16 protein-coding genes are annotated in these 14,209 nt (G+C 42.6%); 11 read left to right on the top strand and 5 right to left on the bottom strand.

Features of this window, described 5'->3' with window-relative positions; genetic code table 11:
- The 6 genes from ABWP14_RS04515 to ABWP14_RS04490 form a co-directional block, all read left to right on the top strand.
- On the top strand, positions 1-753 hold a 753-nt coding region (locus ABWP14_RS04515; RefSeq protein ID WP_353201795.1), incomplete at its 5' end, for a GntR family transcriptional regulator.
- Positions 753-2,168 (top strand): MmgE/PrpD family protein, encoded by a 1,416-nt coding sequence (locus tag ABWP14_RS04510; protein ID WP_353201794.1) that lies wholly within the window; start codon positions 753-755, stop codon positions 2,166-2,168. The genes ABWP14_RS04515 and ABWP14_RS04510, both read left to right, overlap by 1 nt.
- 9 nt (positions 2,169-2,177) lie before the next feature.
- Positions 2,178-3,026, top strand: a complete 849-nt coding sequence (locus ABWP14_RS04505) for a TauD/TfdA dioxygenase family protein (RefSeq protein ID WP_353201793.1) — start codon at positions 2,178-2,180, stop codon at positions 3,024-3,026.
- 15 nt (positions 3,027-3,041) lie between these two features.
- Entirely contained in the window at positions 3,042-4,259 is a 1,218-nt protein-coding gene (locus ABWP14_RS04500) for a CaiB/BaiF CoA transferase family protein (protein WP_353201792.1), read from the top strand.
- 28 nt (positions 4,260-4,287) lie between these two features.
- Positions 4,288-5,205 (top strand): HpcH/HpaI aldolase/citrate lyase family protein, encoded by a 918-nt coding sequence (locus tag ABWP14_RS04495; protein WP_353201791.1) that lies wholly within the window; start codon positions 4,288-4,290, stop codon positions 5,203-5,205.
- Between the two features lie 90 nt (positions 5,206-5,295).
- Positions 5,296-6,060 (top strand): SDR family NAD(P)-dependent oxidoreductase, encoded by a 765-nt coding sequence (locus ABWP14_RS04490; RefSeq protein ID WP_353201790.1) that lies wholly within the window; start codon positions 5,296-5,298, stop codon positions 6,058-6,060.
- 7 nt (positions 6,061-6,067) lie between these two features.
- Here ABWP14_RS04490 and ABWP14_RS04485 read toward each other — a convergent pair whose 3' ends face one another.
- On the bottom strand, positions 6,068-6,601 hold the full coding sequence (locus ABWP14_RS04485) for a DUF2889 domain-containing protein (RefSeq protein WP_353201789.1): 534 nt from the start codon (positions 6,599-6,601) through the stop codon (positions 6,068-6,070).
- A gap of 118 nt (positions 6,602-6,719) precedes the next feature.
- On the opposite strand from ABWP14_RS04485, the gene ABWP14_RS04480 reads away from it, so the two are divergent.
- Positions 6,720-7,445 (top strand): pseudouridine synthase, encoded by a 726-nt coding sequence (locus ABWP14_RS04480; protein WP_353201788.1) that lies wholly within the window; start codon positions 6,720-6,722, stop codon positions 7,443-7,445.
- Positions 7,442-7,765: a 4a-hydroxytetrahydrobiopterin dehydratase gene (locus ABWP14_RS04475; RefSeq protein ID WP_353201787.1), complete on the top strand. Its 324-nt coding sequence runs from the start codon at positions 7,442-7,444 to the stop codon at positions 7,763-7,765. Before ABWP14_RS04480 ends, ABWP14_RS04475 begins: the two co-directional genes overlap by 4 nt.
- Here the strand turns inward: ABWP14_RS04475 and ABWP14_RS04470 are convergent.
- Positions 7,731-7,946, bottom strand: coding sequence for a hypothetical protein (locus ABWP14_RS04470; protein ID WP_353201786.1), 216 nt, complete (start codon positions 7,944-7,946; stop codon positions 7,731-7,733). The two genes, ABWP14_RS04475 and ABWP14_RS04470, sit on opposite strands and share 35 nt — an antisense overlap.
- Positions 7,947-8,144: 198 nt before the next feature.
- Here ABWP14_RS04470 and ABWP14_RS04465 point away from each other — a divergent pair, with 198 nt between their 5' ends.
- From ABWP14_RS04465 to msrQ, 3 genes are all read left to right on the top strand, one after another.
- Complete coding sequence (locus ABWP14_RS04465; protein ID WP_353201785.1) at positions 8,145-8,642, top strand: (2Fe-2S)-binding protein; 498 nt, start codon at positions 8,145-8,147, stop codon at positions 8,640-8,642.
- 10 nt (positions 8,643-8,652) lie between these two features.
- Positions 8,653-10,878, top strand: coding sequence for a xanthine dehydrogenase family protein molybdopterin-binding subunit (locus ABWP14_RS04460; protein WP_353201784.1), 2,226 nt, complete (start codon positions 8,653-8,655; stop codon positions 10,876-10,878).
- 78 nt (positions 10,879-10,956) lie between these two features.
- Positions 10,957-11,547: a protein-methionine-sulfoxide reductase heme-binding subunit MsrQ gene (gene msrQ, locus ABWP14_RS04455; protein WP_353201783.1), complete on the top strand. Its 591-nt coding sequence runs from the start codon at positions 10,957-10,959 to the stop codon at positions 11,545-11,547.
- Here msrQ and ABWP14_RS04450 read toward each other — a convergent pair.
- The 3 genes from ABWP14_RS04450 to ABWP14_RS04440 are packed head-to-tail and all read right to left on the bottom strand — an operon-like array spanning position 11,544 to position 14,119.
- Positions 11,544-12,161, bottom strand: a complete 618-nt coding sequence (locus ABWP14_RS04450) for an SOS response-associated peptidase (protein ID WP_353201782.1) — start codon at positions 12,159-12,161, stop codon at positions 11,544-11,546. The two genes, msrQ and ABWP14_RS04450, sit on opposite strands and share 4 nt — an antisense overlap.
- A gap of 20 nt (positions 12,162-12,181) precedes the next feature.
- On the bottom strand, positions 12,182-12,847 hold the full coding sequence (locus ABWP14_RS04445) for an alpha/beta hydrolase (RefSeq protein ID WP_353201781.1): 666 nt from the start codon (positions 12,845-12,847) through the stop codon (positions 12,182-12,184).
- A gap of 15 nt (positions 12,848-12,862) precedes the next feature.
- Positions 12,863-14,119 carry a peptidase U32 family protein gene (locus tag ABWP14_RS04440; RefSeq protein WP_353201780.1) on the bottom strand — a complete coding sequence of 419 codons (1,257 nt, stop codon included), beginning with the start codon at positions 14,117-14,119 and terminating at the stop codon, positions 12,863-12,865.
- Positions 14,120-14,209 lie beyond the last annotated feature (90 nt).

Raw genomic sequence — 14,209 nt, 5'->3', positions numbered from 1 at the left:
TTAATTAGGAATTTTGTGAAAGTTAATGAGCCAATCACCAATTGTTTGATCGATCAGATTCGTACAAAATATTACCCTGTCGGGTCTGTATTACCCACGGAACAGGAATTGCAGCAAAAATTTAATGCATCTCGTTATGCGGTTCGTGAATCTTTGCGTGAATTAGTTGCTATGGGCTTAATTTCACGAAAGCCAAAAACAGGGTCTGTCGTTGTTTCTTTGCATGAAGAGCGTAGTTTTGTACAAAGTCATGGATCTATCAACGATCTTTTTACATACATAAAAAATTCTAAGCTGATTGTTTTGGAGTCTAGTGAAATTTGTGTTTCTGAAAATCAATTTGATGACTTAGCTCTACCAATTGGCGCTACATGGAAGAAGGTTAAGGTTATAAGGCAGAAAATTAGACCTGCACTGCCCCTAGTAACAAGTGAAATTTATGTTCCGCTTGTATATAGTAGGATCGAAGCATACTTAGGTAGTCTGAAGGCGCCAATTTATGCCTTACTTGAAAAAATTACTGGCTTTAAGATTACCAAGGTCGACCAACGCATTTCAGGCTGCCTGATATCTAAAAGTCAGTCAAAATACTTGGGGGTCAAGTCTGGCTCAGCAGGACTAAATATTGTTAGACATTATTACGGTATGCAAAATAAACTTTTGCTAGTCACTAACAGTATTTATAGAGCAGATCAGTATACCTATCAAGTTAGCTTGAACTACGATCAATCCCTCAGCTCAATTCGGCCCTAATGATGGATAAATCCTCACAAGAAAGTTGTGTAAAGACGATTTCTGAGCAATTGTCTTTGTTTGCGCTTGATCTCAAACTCGAACAAATTCCTATATCGGTTTGTGCCCAAGCGAAGCTACATATGTTGGATGCCATTGGTATTGGGATCGCTTCTAGCCACTATGATTTTGCTAAAAAAATCTTACACGCATTAATGTCTTTGCAAGAGAGTAATGATCAGCATTATCAAGTTCTAGGGGTTCCAAATAAGTTATCTATGCGTGACGCCATTCTAGTTAACGGAACATATATTCATGGACTGGATTTTGACGATACACATGCAGCCGGCGTTATTCATGCCTCATCAAGTGCCATGGCTGCGCTTTTGAGTGTGGGACAGCGATATAACATCAACGGGCAAGATGGGCTTGTTGCTTACCTTGTTGCAATTGAGGTAGCCAGCAGGATTGCATCAGCTGCAAATGGTGGATTTCATGCAAAAGGCTTTCATCCAACTGGTTTGGTTGGTATTTTTGGTGCGACAGTATTAGTTGGTCGGATCATGAAGCTTACTGCAGGTGAGCTAACAAATGCATTGGGGATTTCTTTATCCATGGCTTCTGGGGTCATGGAATTTTTAGAGGGTGGAGCTTGGACTAAGCGTATGCATCCTGGATGGGCCGCATCCTCAGCGGTAACAGCTTGCGCCATGGCTAAAAATGGTTTCATTGGTCCAAGAAACACTTTTGAAGGCCGCTATGGGCTATTTAATACCCACATTGATTCGAGCAATCAAGCAAGTCTAGAAAAATGCACAAATGGTCTTGGCCAGATTTGGGAGATGCAAAACATTTCATTGAAACCCTATCCTGCATGTCATTACAACCATGCATTTGCAGATGCTGCAGTTACTCTTCGCCAAGAAAATGCATTTGGGATTGAGGATATCAAGAGTATCAAAGCACGTATTAGCGAAAAACAAATGCCAGTAGTTTGTGAGCCTCAGGCTAGCAAACGAATCCCAAGAAATTCTTATGAGGCACAGTTTTCTATTCACTTTGTGATTGCCACAAGCTTGATAAAGGGTAAATTTACTCTCAATGAGCTCGAGAACGATACTATTTTTGATCCACAAATTCTTGCACTGTGTCAAAAAATTGAATATGAGATTGATCCTCAATCTGCATTTCCAGAGTTTTACTCTGGAGAGGTAGAAATTCAATTGAAATCAGGGAAATCTCTGATTCATCGCGAGCAAATGAATCGAGGATCTAGCGCTAATCCACTATCTAAGCAAGAGGTTTTAGAAAAGTTTTACTCAAATGTAGAGCGTGTCTTGAATCGCACAGCAGCAAAAAATTTTACAGAAGACTTTTTAAATTTAGAACAACAAAAGTCTTTCATTAATACCATGAATCAAATGAAAGTTTATTAGGAGACGATGATGAGTTTACAGATACGACCATTGCAAAAGACTTTTGGTGCTGAAGTGAGCGGATTAGATTTATCTCAACCACTCGAATCGCAGACTATTGCTGAATTAAAATCACTCTGGCATAAGTACGAGCTTTTGTTGTTTAGAAATCAAACCATGGATGAGGATGAAATAGTTTCATTCTCTAAGCAACTTGGAGATCTGGAAACTCATATTAGAAAAGAGTTTTTATCTCAGAAGTCTCCGGAGATCCTCTATGTTTCAAATATGACTAAAGAAGGAAAACCAGTTGGAATTTTGGCTGATTCTGAAGTGGGTTGGCATTACGATCAAATTTATTTGCCACGGCCGGCGGTAGGATCCTTTCTGTTTTCTGTAAAGCTACCAAGCTCTGGTGGTGAGACATCATTTTCTGATATGTCAGCTGCCTATGCAGCCTTGCCCCAATCGATGAAAAATGCTATTGACGGAAAAAAAGCAGTTCAATCTTATGAGGCTTTTAATGCTCTTTACAGCGTACCCACAAGCACTGAGCAAAAAAAGAAAACCCCTGATATAGAACACCCATTAGTAAGAGTTCACCCCTATTCCGGAAAAAAGGCTCTATATATTTGTCCCGGAATGACTACTCAAATTGTTGGTTTGGATAAGTCGACTAGTGATAATTTATTGCAAGAGCTCTTTGATTGGTCTACTAAGCCAGAGTTTGTTTATTCGCATGTTTGGCAGTTGGGTGACGGGCTTTTATGGGATAACGCCTGCACTATGCACAAACGTGAACCATTTGACCCCAAGCAAGAACGTCTAATGAAAAGAACAACTATACTTCCCGAGCCAAAATATGCAGTACCAGTTTGAATAGGTAAAAAATAAATGAATAATTTACAGCCCGAAGCACTTTCGGGATTGCGTGTTTTGGATTGCGCAACTTTTATTGCCGGTCCTTATTGCGCAACTTTTTTTGCCGAATTTGGGGCTGAGGTTATTAAAGTTGAACTACCTAAAGTTGGTGATCCTACACGTAAATTTGGAACACCCACATCCTGTGGCGATTCTTTAATTTGGCTCTCTGAGAGTCGTAATAAAAAATCTATTACGATTGATTTACGTAAAAAAGAGGGCGCTGATTTATTAAAAAAATTGGTTGAAAAGAGTGATGTTCTGGTTGAAAATTTTCAACCAGGTACATTTGAATCGTGGGGACTTAGTTGGGAGGAATTAAAAAAACACAATTCTAAGTTGATAATGGTGAGAATCTCAGCCTATGGGCAAACTGGACCACTAAGTCCGCTGCCTGGTTTTGGTAGGGTCGCTAATGGTTTTGGCGGTATTTCTTATTTATCAGGATACCCTGACCGACCTCCTGTATCTCCAGGTTCGGCGACCTTGGCAGATTATTTGTCTGGAATGTATGGCGCTCTGGGGGCTTTGGTCGCTCTGCAGGCAAGAGATAAAACTCAAGAAGGTCAGGTGGTTGATGTCGGCCTATATGAGTCTGTTTTCCGAATATTAGACGAGCTAGCACCGGCCTATCATTTCAATGGCTATATAAGAGAGCGTATGGGAGCTGGAACAGTGAATGTTGTTCCACATAGTCATTATCAAACTAAAGATGGTAAGTGGATTGCAATTGCTTGTACTAACGATAAGATATTTTTAAGGTTGGCTGTAATTATGGGCTGCCCTGAACTTGCTGGAAATGGTAAGTGGGGAAAAATTGTTGATCGAGAAAAAGACCGCCTTGTTATAGATCAATTTGTTACGGACTGGACTATGCAATATTCTCGTGAAGAATTATTAAAACTATGTTCAGAGGGCGAGGTGCCTTGTGGCCCCATTAATTCAATTGAGGAAATTTTCACAAATGAGCAATTTGCTGCACGTGAAAACATAGCCTATATTAAAGAACCTAGAATTTCAGATAATCAAGTAATTGCAGTGCCGAATGTTGTTCCAAGACTTTCTGCAACCCCTGGAAAGATTCATTCTTTAGGCCCAAAATTAGGGGCAGATGTTGATTCTCTGCTTTCAAGCATTTTGGCATTTAAGCCTGAGGAAATTGAGGAGCTTCGTCAAGCTGGTGTTATATAGTTAATTAGATATCCATAAATGGCTAAAAATGAATACAAGTATTAAAAATAATTTGTTTCGAACTCTTCTTTTTACTCCAGCAAATCATGCAAGAAGAGTAAGTAAAGCCCTTAGTCTAGATGCAGATGCCGTTATTCTTGATTTAGAGGATGCGGTAGCTAATAGCGAGAAGGTAGTTGCTAGAATGGATGCGATTGCTGCAATCAAAAGCACCAGTCGATCTAAAATTTATGTCAGAGTCAATGCGCTTGATACTCAATGGACTCTGGGAGACCTTCAGGCAGTAGTTGGTCCTGGTTTATACGGAGTCGTGCTACCTAAGGTACAAAGGCCGGAAGAAATAGAAATGGTAGATTGGTTACTGGCTAATCTTGAGCGAGAACAGGGTTTGAATATTGGTAGCATTGATTTACTGCCAATTATTGAAACTGCGAAAGGTTTTTCAAATCTCAATAAGATATTTTTAGAGCATCGATATCGATCAAGTAATCAATATCAGCGGGTAAAGCGTTTTACTTTTGGTGCTGGTGATTTTTGCAATGATGTCGGCATGCTATGGACTTCGAGCGAGAGAGAGTTGGATGTCGTTAGAAATGCATGTATTGTGACTGCAAGAGCGGCTAATTTGGAACCACCCATTGATACTGTATGGATTCATCTCAAAGATCATGAAGGCCTTGAAAGCTCTGTTGTAAGAAGCTTAAATCTTGGTTTTCAAGGGAGATTATGTATTCATCCCGATCAAGTGAGCATTACAAATCAAGTATTTACCCCCAGTGCAGATGAAGTCTTACGTGCCAAGAAAATTGTGGATAGCTTTCTTGAGGCTGAAAAGAAAGGGTTAGCCGCCATTCAAGTTGATGGCATGTTTGTTGACTATCCTATTTTGTATAAAGCTCAAAAAATCTTAGCGATTCATCAAGCCATATCTATTAATAGTAGGTAATCACTATTTTGGTTTGGCATTAGTACCTCCTAGTGCACAATGACTCTAGTATGAATTGTTTTGGAGTCTTTACTGATTGGAAGAGGAAATATGAAACACATTGTTTTGATTACGGGAGCTACCGCTGGATTTGGAGAGGCAGCTGCCCGCCGTTTTTTGGCTCATGGCCACAAGGTCATTGCAGCTGGTAGAAGAGCAGAGCGCTTAGAGGCACTAAAGACATCACTTCCCGCTGACCAGCAAAAAAATATCTTCACTTTGGTGCTCGATGTTTGTGATAGCGCCCAAGTGGAGCTCTTACCTGCTGCCCTGCCTGTTGAATTTTCTCAAGTCACTATATTGGTAAATAACGCTGGTCTTGCGCTGGGCTTAGATCCTGCTCAAAAAGCGCTGATTAGTGATTGGGATCGAATGATCGATACGAATGTCAAAGGTTTAATCCATATGACAAGAGCTTTTTTGCCAGGTATGGTCGAGCGTCAATGCGGGCACGTCATCAACATCGGTTCTGTTGCAGGTCTCTACGCTTATGCTGGCAGCAATGTGTATGGTGCGAGCAAAGCCTTTGTAAAACAATTCAGTATGAATTTACGTGCTGATCTCATCGGTACGCCACTCCGAGTAACCTGTATCGAGCCGGGGCTCAGTTCTGGTACCGAATACTCGAACGTTCGTTTTAAAGGCGATACAGCTAGAGTGGAGAAGGTATACCAGGGTGTTGAGGCCTTAAGTCCGCATAACTTAGCAGAAGCAATTTATTGGACAGCCACTTTACCAGCTCATGTGAACATTAATGCATTAGAGATCATGCCAGTCCAACAATCATTTGCGGGTACAACAGTCCATCGCGGGTAGTATGAACTTAAGCTTTCCATTTGTAAAACTGGGGGTAGACACGCATTACTACTGAGCCATCAAAATCCCACGATTTACATTTACCTAAATACATCGGCGGCTTAGTTTCATCGGGATCAAATAATGCACCAGGGATGGATTGAAAAGCGGCAGTAGCTAAACTATTGAGAAGTTCACGTAAATGCGTGCAACCTTTAATACCGCCTAAATGGGTCTCAATCGTTTTACGCCAACCTTTTCCAAGGCGTGCGCCGATCAGAGCATCCATCGGAGGGACAACTTCAGGGCACTCGGGATGTGGATGAGCTTTCATCGATACTTCAATATCTTGGATGATAAATTGAGTATCTAGCGTTACCCGAATCCACATGTCATGAATCGCCTCTCCAGGAGCCCAAGTTCTACTTCCGGTCGTAAAAAGATGAGACTTAGTATCTCTAAGGCGACCTTCAATATCCCAGAGGCCGTCATCACGAGCGTAGCCATTAAAGCTAATCTCTCGACTATGTAAAGGGGTGCGTGCTTGGGGAGTAGTTAGCATATGAGTAATCGCAGTTCAGGGTAATGATAGTGATGATAACGAATTGGCTAAATCACTGCCAAACTCCTAAGTCAGCACAGCAGACAGAAAGCCCCCTGTAGTATTCTTTGCAGCATATATGGCAAAACCAATTTCTCTCGAAAAAATACTCTTCAGTCAAGGCTTTGGTACACGACGGTATTGTGCTGATCTGGTCTATGCAGACCTAGTGAAGGTCAATGGTGTCATCGCAGAGAATCCAGACGAGCGTATTGCAACGGATGGTCTAGTACTCAATGTTGAAGGTCAGGATTGGGAGTTTCATGAGAAGGCCTATATCGTCTTTAATAAGCCCGCCAATTACGAGTGTTCTCATAAAACCACTCATCATCCCAGTGTTTATAGTTTGTTACCCAGTCCATTTGTAGAGCGAGGTTTGCAATGCGTTGGAAGACTAGACTATGACACCACAGGATTGCTTCTGATTTCAGATGATGGTCAATTTATCCACAAAATGACTACGCCCAAGAAAAACATTGGGAAGGTGTATCGCATTACTACCCCTAATCCGATTACCGAAAAGCAAATTGAACATTTAATGAAGGGTGTAGTGTTAGAGGATGACGCTAAACCATGTTTTGCTACAGCTTGCGAACAGCTATCAGAGAATATTTTAGCAATGACGATCGTAGAAGGGCGCTATCATCAAGTAAAGCGGATGATGGCAGCAGTAGGGAACCATGTAGAGCAATTACATCGAAGTCAGATTGGTGCTTATAGAATGCCTGCAGATTTATCTCCGGGGGAATGGCGCTGGCTTTATCCGGATGATTTAAAACAACTATCTCAGAGTGAAGAAAAATGAAATATCCCTTATTACCTAGTGATTTTAATTTTCAAGAAGCTATTCCTTTATGGAAAATCAACACTGAAGCAAAAGTGATTTCACGTGAATTTATTTTTACTGACTTTATGCAAGCATTTGAATTTATGAAGCAGTGTGCCGAATATGCAAATGAGCTCGATCACCATCCAGATTGGTCAAATGCGTGGAATAAAGTGTCGGTCAACTTAAGTACCCATTCAGAGGGCCAAATCACCCAATTAGATATTCAGATGGCTAAGAAAATGGATACCTTAGCTTTAGAGATTAGTGCTCATCACCCTCATGATCCTCTTCGTTAATGCTCATGAGGATGGTGGCTAATAAGCCATAAACCACTTCGGTAGCAATCATGCCGTCTTCATCAAGTTCATCAATGAGGTCGTTTAGGCGGTCTTCAGTAGGTTCATTCAGTAAGGTCATGGCGCACTCGCACCCATAGTCAAAATCTTCGTCGTTTTGGGTTTGATCTTCGTTCGTCATATTTATCCTTAATTGATTCCTGAGGATAGCAAATTAACCCAGAATTCGATAGCAAAACTGGTCGATTTGGGGCGTATATCGCTTTAATAGATAGGATTTACCTAATAAACCGACATGTCAGGACATCGGGTTTATGCGCACCCGCAAAATACCAATAATGATTTATAGTAATTCCAAAATAGAACACTAGGAGGCAATATGGACTTAAATATAAATGGTCAAATTCAGAGTATTGATGTGGAGCCCAATATGCCCTTACTATGGGCGCTTCGTGAGGTAGTGGGCTTAACGGGCACTAAGTATGGTTGTGGTGTTGCTCAATGTGGTTCCTGTACCGTCTATATGAATGGTGAGCCAGTGCGATCCTGTTCCATCCCGGTTTCTTCTGTGGGTGCTGCAAAGATCATCACAATAGAAGCCCTCTCTAAAGACAATTCTCATCCGATACAAAAAGCTTGGATTGCATTAGATGTTCCGCAGTGTGGCTATTGCCAATCTGGTCAGGTCATGGCTGCAGCAGCTTTACTTAAAAGAATTCCTAAACCAACGGATGCGGATATCGATAACGCTATGTCAAATGTGTGCCGTTGTGGGACTTATCAAAAAATTCGTGATGGAATTCATGTGGCATCTGGGCAGAAAAAATTAGCAGATGTCTTGGCGCAGTATGACGCTTCGCTTGCAACGCGTGGTTAAGGGGAAGATCATGACTACACAAAATAATGTTTTAGAGAATGATTCCCGCCGTCAATTTATTGTCAAGGGTACTTTGCTAGGTGGTGGCTTGATGTTGGGGATTGGCGCACTACCCGATCTCGCTTATGCGCAAATAGATCAAAAATACGATCCTAATACCCCCACCAAGGTTGGCGACTCAGAGGTTAATGCTTGGGTCAGTATTTTACCGGATGAGACGGTATTTATTAGAATCGCACGCTCTGAAATGGGTCAAGGTACCCGTACCGGACTTGCTCAACTTGTTACTGAAGAATTAGAGTGCAACTGGAAAAAAGTTAAAACTCAATCAGCCACTCCAGGGCAAAGCTTAGCGCGTAAGCGTGTTTGGGGTGAACACGGTACTGGCGGTAGTCGCGGTATTCGTATTTCCGAAGACTATGTTCGTCGTGGTGCAGCCGCCGCTCGCATTATGTTGGTTCAAGCAGCCGCTAACCAGTGGAATGTTCCTGTCAGTGAGTTGAAAGTAGATAAAGGGGTGATTACCCACATACCTTCTGGACGTAAAACAACTTATGGCAAGGTAGCAGAACTCGCCTCTACTTTGACCCCTCCAGATCCTAAGAGCATTACCTTAAAAGACCCCCGTACCTGGAAGGTAGCTGGCCAGCCCTATGCGCGGCTCGACACCGCTAATAAAGTCAATGGCACTAAGGTATTCGGTCTTGATTTACAACTGCCAGGTATGCTCTGCGCTTCTGTGAAATCTTGCCCTGTATTTGGTGGCAAGTTAGTCAGTTACGACGAGGCAAAGGTGATTAAGCTGCGTGGAGTCAAAGGGGTTGTCAAAATTAATGACAATACTGTTGCAGTTGTAGCCGATACCTGGTGGCGTGCAAAAACGGCATTAGATATATTGCCGATTGTTTGGGATGAGGGCAAAGGTGCCAATGTTTCTCAAGCAGATATTAATAAAATGATGCGCGATGGTCTGGATGAACAAGGTGATTTTTGGCAGCGCAAGGAAGGTGATGCGCCCGCCGCGATTTCTGGATCAGCCAAAAAAGTTGAGGCTATTTATTTCACTCCATTTCGAGCGCACGTAACAATGGAGCCCATGAATGCCACCGTCAAAATTATTGGTGATCGAGCAGAAGCATGGGTTCCTACTCAGAATGGTGAAGGTTCACTTGCAGCACTATCAGAGTCAACCGGTTTTCCTCTGGAAAAGTGTGAGGTCTATAAATTAGATGCTGGTTGTGGTTTGGGTCGTCGTGGATCGACGCAAGACTTTGTTCGATATGCAGCCAAGGTTGCGCAAGCTTATCCTGGCGTACCCGTTAAAGTCATTTGGAGTCGAGAGGAAGATATGACTCATGACTTTTATCATCCGATTGCCATGGCTAAAATGACTGCCGGTCTTGATGGGGCTGGAAATATGACTGGCATGCACATCAAGGTAGCTGGTCAGTCAATTAACGCACTGGCATCACCTCAATCCATTAAAGATGGCAAGGATGTGCGTCAATTGCAAGGTCTCTATGAAAAAGGCCCTGATGCTCAACTAGGCTATACCTTCCCAACTTTGCTAACCGAATATGTCATGAAGAACACGCTCGTCCCAGTCGGACCATGGCGGGGTGTGAATACCAATCAGAACGGTATTTTCATGGAATGTTTTATGGATGAATGTGCTAAGGCGGCTGGCAAGGATCCTGTGCAATTTAGGCAGGTTCTCATGCAAAGCCATCCAAAACATTTAGGCGTCTTAAATGCGGTAGCCAAAAAAGCAAATTGGGAAAAGCCCTTGCCTCCAGGAGTTTTTCGTGGTGTTGCGCAGTTTATGGGTTACGCAAGTTACTCGGCCTGCGTTGCTGAGGTTTCTGTTAAAAACAATATCGTTAAGATCAATCGGCTGGTCTTTGCCTTAAATTGTGGTCACGTAGTAAATCCTTACCTGACTCGTGAGCAAATTGAGGGTTCAGTAGCGATGGGTTTAGGGGCAATCTTCACTCCAGAAATTACTGTTGAAAATGGCCGCATTAAGGAGCAGAACTTAGATTCTTATCCTTTGCTTAAACTAGCGTCCACTCCCCGGATTGAAACCGTATTAGTGCAAACCTATGATTTCTGGGGTGGGGTAGGTGAGCCCACGATTTGCGTAGTTGGCCCTGCGGTAGCGAATGCAATTTCAGCTGCAATTGGCAGACCAGTACGAAACTTCCCGCTTTATAAGGAAGGCTTAACTTTAGCCTAAAACGCTGCTCCGAGAAAGCCACCATCAGGTGGCTTTTTCATAGCTACCCATCTAAAAGCAAGTCGTCTAATATGTCGTATGCGTTTTCTAAAGACTAGCTTTTTCTTTCTTTCCTTGTTGCCGCTCATACGCCTGATATGGTTGGGTATAAATGATGAGCTTGGCGCTAATCCAGTTGAATTCATTACGCGCTCTACGGGAACTTGGGCTTTAGTCTTTTTGTGTATCACTTTAGCAATGACCCCATTACGTCTTCTCACTGCTTCGATGGTATGGATTAAGCTGCGCCGAATGTTTGGCCTTTTCTGCTTTTTCTATGCATTACTCCATTTTCTGATCTGGATTTGGCTAGATCAAAATTTTGATCTACAGGCGATGGTCAAGGATGTTATTGATCGACCATTCATTACGATGGGCTTTATTAGTTTTGTATTCCTGATTCCTTTGGCCTTGACCTCTAATCATTGGGCCCTTCGTTCGCTTGGAAAGAATTGGAACCTATTACATCGATTAATTTATATCATTGCTTGTACGGCAATAGCACATTACTGGTGGCATAAGGCCGGCAAAAACGATGTAGGAACAGTGATGATTTATGGCATCATCCTTTTGCTACTGTTAATGTTTAGAATTCCGAAGATTAAACAGTTTTTAAATAGACGCGTTTAAAAAGTAAGCTCTGGAATAGAAGTCAGACTCAGAAGATCTTTAGCAGTCTCGGGGGTGGCGTTTAACCAGTCCTTAAAAAACTCTGGCCTTAGTGGGACCACTGTCCGCTTTTCATCCCCAGGTCTATGAAAGTGATTCATAACAGGGTGCCTATCTGCATTAATTGTGAGCATCGAAAATGACACAACTAACTCACCTGTTTCAGGCTCATTCCAGGTATCCCATATAGAGGCAATTGCCATTGGCTCTCCATTCAATTGCTTGATGGATGTTCGAACAGCTTTACCGGATTCGTAATTGGGCTCATAAAAAGCATCTGCTAAAGCAAGGGCGTAATGGCGCTTAGCCCACGCTTGTTTATAGGAAGGTTTTTCAGTAACTGTTTCAGATCTAGCGTTATAAGTCTTTCTGCCGAAATCTCCATCCTTTGCCCATGAAGGAATTAAGCCAAAGCGTGCCATACCAATCGCTGTGCGTTTAGTGCTGTGGCTTTTGAGAATAATCGGTCCTGGGTAGGTAGGAAATACATCATGTGAGCTTGAGACAGGAAGATCAAGATCAAAATGGGATTTAACCCAATCGATATTGACAGTGGTGAGATATTGAACGCACATGCCAAGAGCGAATAAACAAGTTAGTTTTTAGGCAGTACTTCTTGAAAGAAGCGTGAAATATCTTTAAGCTCTTCATGATTGACAGAGTGCTCCATAGGATATTCATTCCAATCAAGCTGATAACCCAATTTTTCTAACAAGGAATGTGAAGCTTGTGCTCTGTCTAAGGCCACTACAGGATCATCAGTGCCATGCGCCATAAAAATGGGTGTACTTTGATTGGCGGAATGCTTTTCTGAATTGAAAGATGACGCTAAAGGTAAATAGCCAGATAGTGCAATGATGCCCGCCAATTGGTGAGGGAAGCGCAATCCAATATAGAGTGCCATCGCACAGCCTTGTGAAAACCCAGCTAGCGCAATATGTCGATAATCGATACCACGCTCGACTTCACGTTCAATGAGCTCAATGATCGAGGCAGCAGAACGTTTTATCCCATCAGCATCCTCTTGATCCATCAGATTTCTGCCGATGATGTCGTACCAGGCTGGCATTACATAGCCACCATTAACGGTTACTGGCATGCTTGGTGCGCTGGGAAAAATGAAGCGAATTGCAGGATTTGCTGGTAAATGAAGCTCCGGAATAATAGGCACGAAATCATTGCCATCAGCCCCTAGCCCATGTAGCCATATGACTGAACAAGTAGGATTAGGGGAGGTCTCGAGTTCTATACAAGGCAACATGATTTGATCATCTCTTTAGATGTAGCGGGCAATAAACACTTTATCGCCTTTGGGTTTGAGATCGATCCATACAAAGTGACCTGAACCGGGTGCAACATCAATTAACTCACCTTTGATATTCCACATTCCATCAAGGGTGATGTCATAGTTGCCGACGGGTTCAATAATTTCTAATTTATCGCCTACTGCAAAGCGATTTTTGACATCAATTTTGACTCGTCCAGTCGATTGATCGATCTCAATGACTTCACCAATATACATACTTCGGCCAGATAAAGAGTGCCCTCTCATATAGAGCTGATATTCCTTATCATGGTGGCGTTCATAAAAGCCATCGGTGTAACCACGATTGGCCAAGCCTTCTAAACTTCCAAGAAGTGCTGGATTTAAAGGGCGCCCAGCAACAGCATCATCAATTGCAGCACGGTAAGATTGACTGGTACGCGCAACGTAGTATGGAGATTTGGTGCGACCTTCAATTTTGAAAGAGTCAACTCCCATTTTGGTGAGTCGTTCTATATGCTCAATAGCACGAAGATCTTTCGAGTTCATGATGTAGGTTCCATGCTCATCTTCTTCGATAGGCATGAGTTCGCCTGGTTTACCGCTTTCTTCAAGTAAGAAGACGTCCCCGCTAGCAGCCTCTTCCGCAGGAAGAACTTTGTAGTCCCAACGACAGGCATTAGTGCATGCACCTTGATTAGGATCTCGGTGAGACATATATCCAGACAATAGGCAGCGTCCAGAGTAGGCCATACATAAAGCCCCATGAACAAATACTTCTAATTCCATTTCTGGACAATCTTGTCTGACTTCCTCGATTTCAGAAAAGGAGAGTTCGCGTGAAAGAATGACTCTGCTAATACCAACAGATCTCCAGAACTTAGCTGATGCGCCATTAACTGTATTAGCTTGAACAGATAAATGTATTGGCATATCAGGCCAAGCTTCTCTTGCCATCATGATGAGACCAGGGTCAGACATAATGAGTGCATCTGGTTTCAGGTCTACAACTGGAGACATATCCTTAATATAGGTGCGGGTCTTACCACCATGGGGTAAGACATTGGATACTAAGTAAAATTTCTTACCCAGTTTGTGGGCTGTATCAATCCCCTCTTGTAGAACTTCCATCTTGCCAAAGTCATTGTTACGTACCCGAAGAGAGTAGCGAGGTTGCCCAGCATAAATCGCATCCGCGCCAAAATGAAAGGCGGTCTGGAGCATATTAAGACTGCCGGTAGGGGCAAGAAGTTCAGGAATTTTCATCATCTGCTAATTTTATGAGTTTAAGCGATTAAATGAGTTGATGGCCTCAGCAAGGCCAAGAATGGGCTTTGCATCCCGCATCAGGAGATTCGA

Source organism: Polynucleobacter sp., assembly GCF_040400325.1.
GTDB lineage: Bacteria > Pseudomonadota > Gammaproteobacteria > Burkholderiales > Burkholderiaceae > Polynucleobacter.
Note: the sequence above shows the minus strand (reverse complement) of the source record. Positions and strands in the feature narration are given on the sequence as shown.

Excerpts from the sequence above, each read along its gene's own strand:
- ABWP14_RS04510 (WP_353201794.1), top strand. The coding sequence starts at position 753 with ATGATGGATAAATCCTCACAAGAAAGTTGTGTAAAGACGATTTCTGAG.
- ABWP14_RS04505 (WP_353201793.1), top strand. The coding sequence starts at position 2,178 with ATGAGTTTACAGATACGACCATTGCAAAAGACTTTTGGTGCTGAAGTG.
- ABWP14_RS04500 (WP_353201792.1), top strand. The coding sequence starts at position 3,042 with ATGAATAATTTACAGCCCGAAGCACTTTCGGGATTGCGTGTTTTGGAT.
- ABWP14_RS04495 (WP_353201791.1), top strand. The coding sequence starts at position 4,288 with ATGAATACAAGTATTAAAAATAATTTGTTTCGAACTCTTCTTTTTACT.
- ABWP14_RS04490 (WP_353201790.1), top strand. The coding sequence starts at position 5,296 with ATGAAACACATTGTTTTGATTACGGGAGCTACCGCTGGATTTGGAGAG.
- ABWP14_RS04485 (WP_353201789.1), bottom strand. The coding sequence starts at position 6,601 with ATGCTAACTACTCCCCAAGCACGCACCCCTTTACATAGTCGAGAGATT.
- ABWP14_RS04480 (WP_353201788.1), top strand. The coding sequence starts at position 6,720 with ATGGCAAAACCAATTTCTCTCGAAAAAATACTCTTCAGTCAAGGCTTT.
- ABWP14_RS04475 (WP_353201787.1), top strand. The coding sequence starts at position 7,442 with ATGAAATATCCCTTATTACCTAGTGATTTTAATTTTCAAGAAGCTATT.
- ABWP14_RS04470 (WP_353201786.1), bottom strand. The coding sequence starts at position 7,946 with ATGACGAACGAAGATCAAACCCAAAACGACGAAGATTTTGACTATGGG.
- ABWP14_RS04465 (WP_353201785.1), top strand. The coding sequence starts at position 8,145 with ATGGACTTAAATATAAATGGTCAAATTCAGAGTATTGATGTGGAGCCC.
- ABWP14_RS04460 (WP_353201784.1), top strand. The coding sequence starts at position 8,653 with ATGACTACACAAAATAATGTTTTAGAGAATGATTCCCGCCGTCAATTT.
- msrQ (WP_353201783.1), top strand. The coding sequence starts at position 10,957 with ATGCGTTTTCTAAAGACTAGCTTTTTCTTTCTTTCCTTGTTGCCGCTC.
- ABWP14_RS04450 (WP_353201782.1), bottom strand. The coding sequence starts at position 12,161 with ATGTGCGTTCAATATCTCACCACTGTCAATATCGATTGGGTTAAATCC.
- ABWP14_RS04445 (WP_353201781.1), bottom strand. The coding sequence starts at position 12,847 with ATGTTGCCTTGTATAGAACTCGAGACCTCCCCTAATCCTACTTGTTCA.
- ABWP14_RS04440 (WP_353201780.1), bottom strand. The coding sequence starts at position 14,119 with ATGATGAAAATTCCTGAACTTCTTGCCCCTACCGGCAGTCTTAATATG.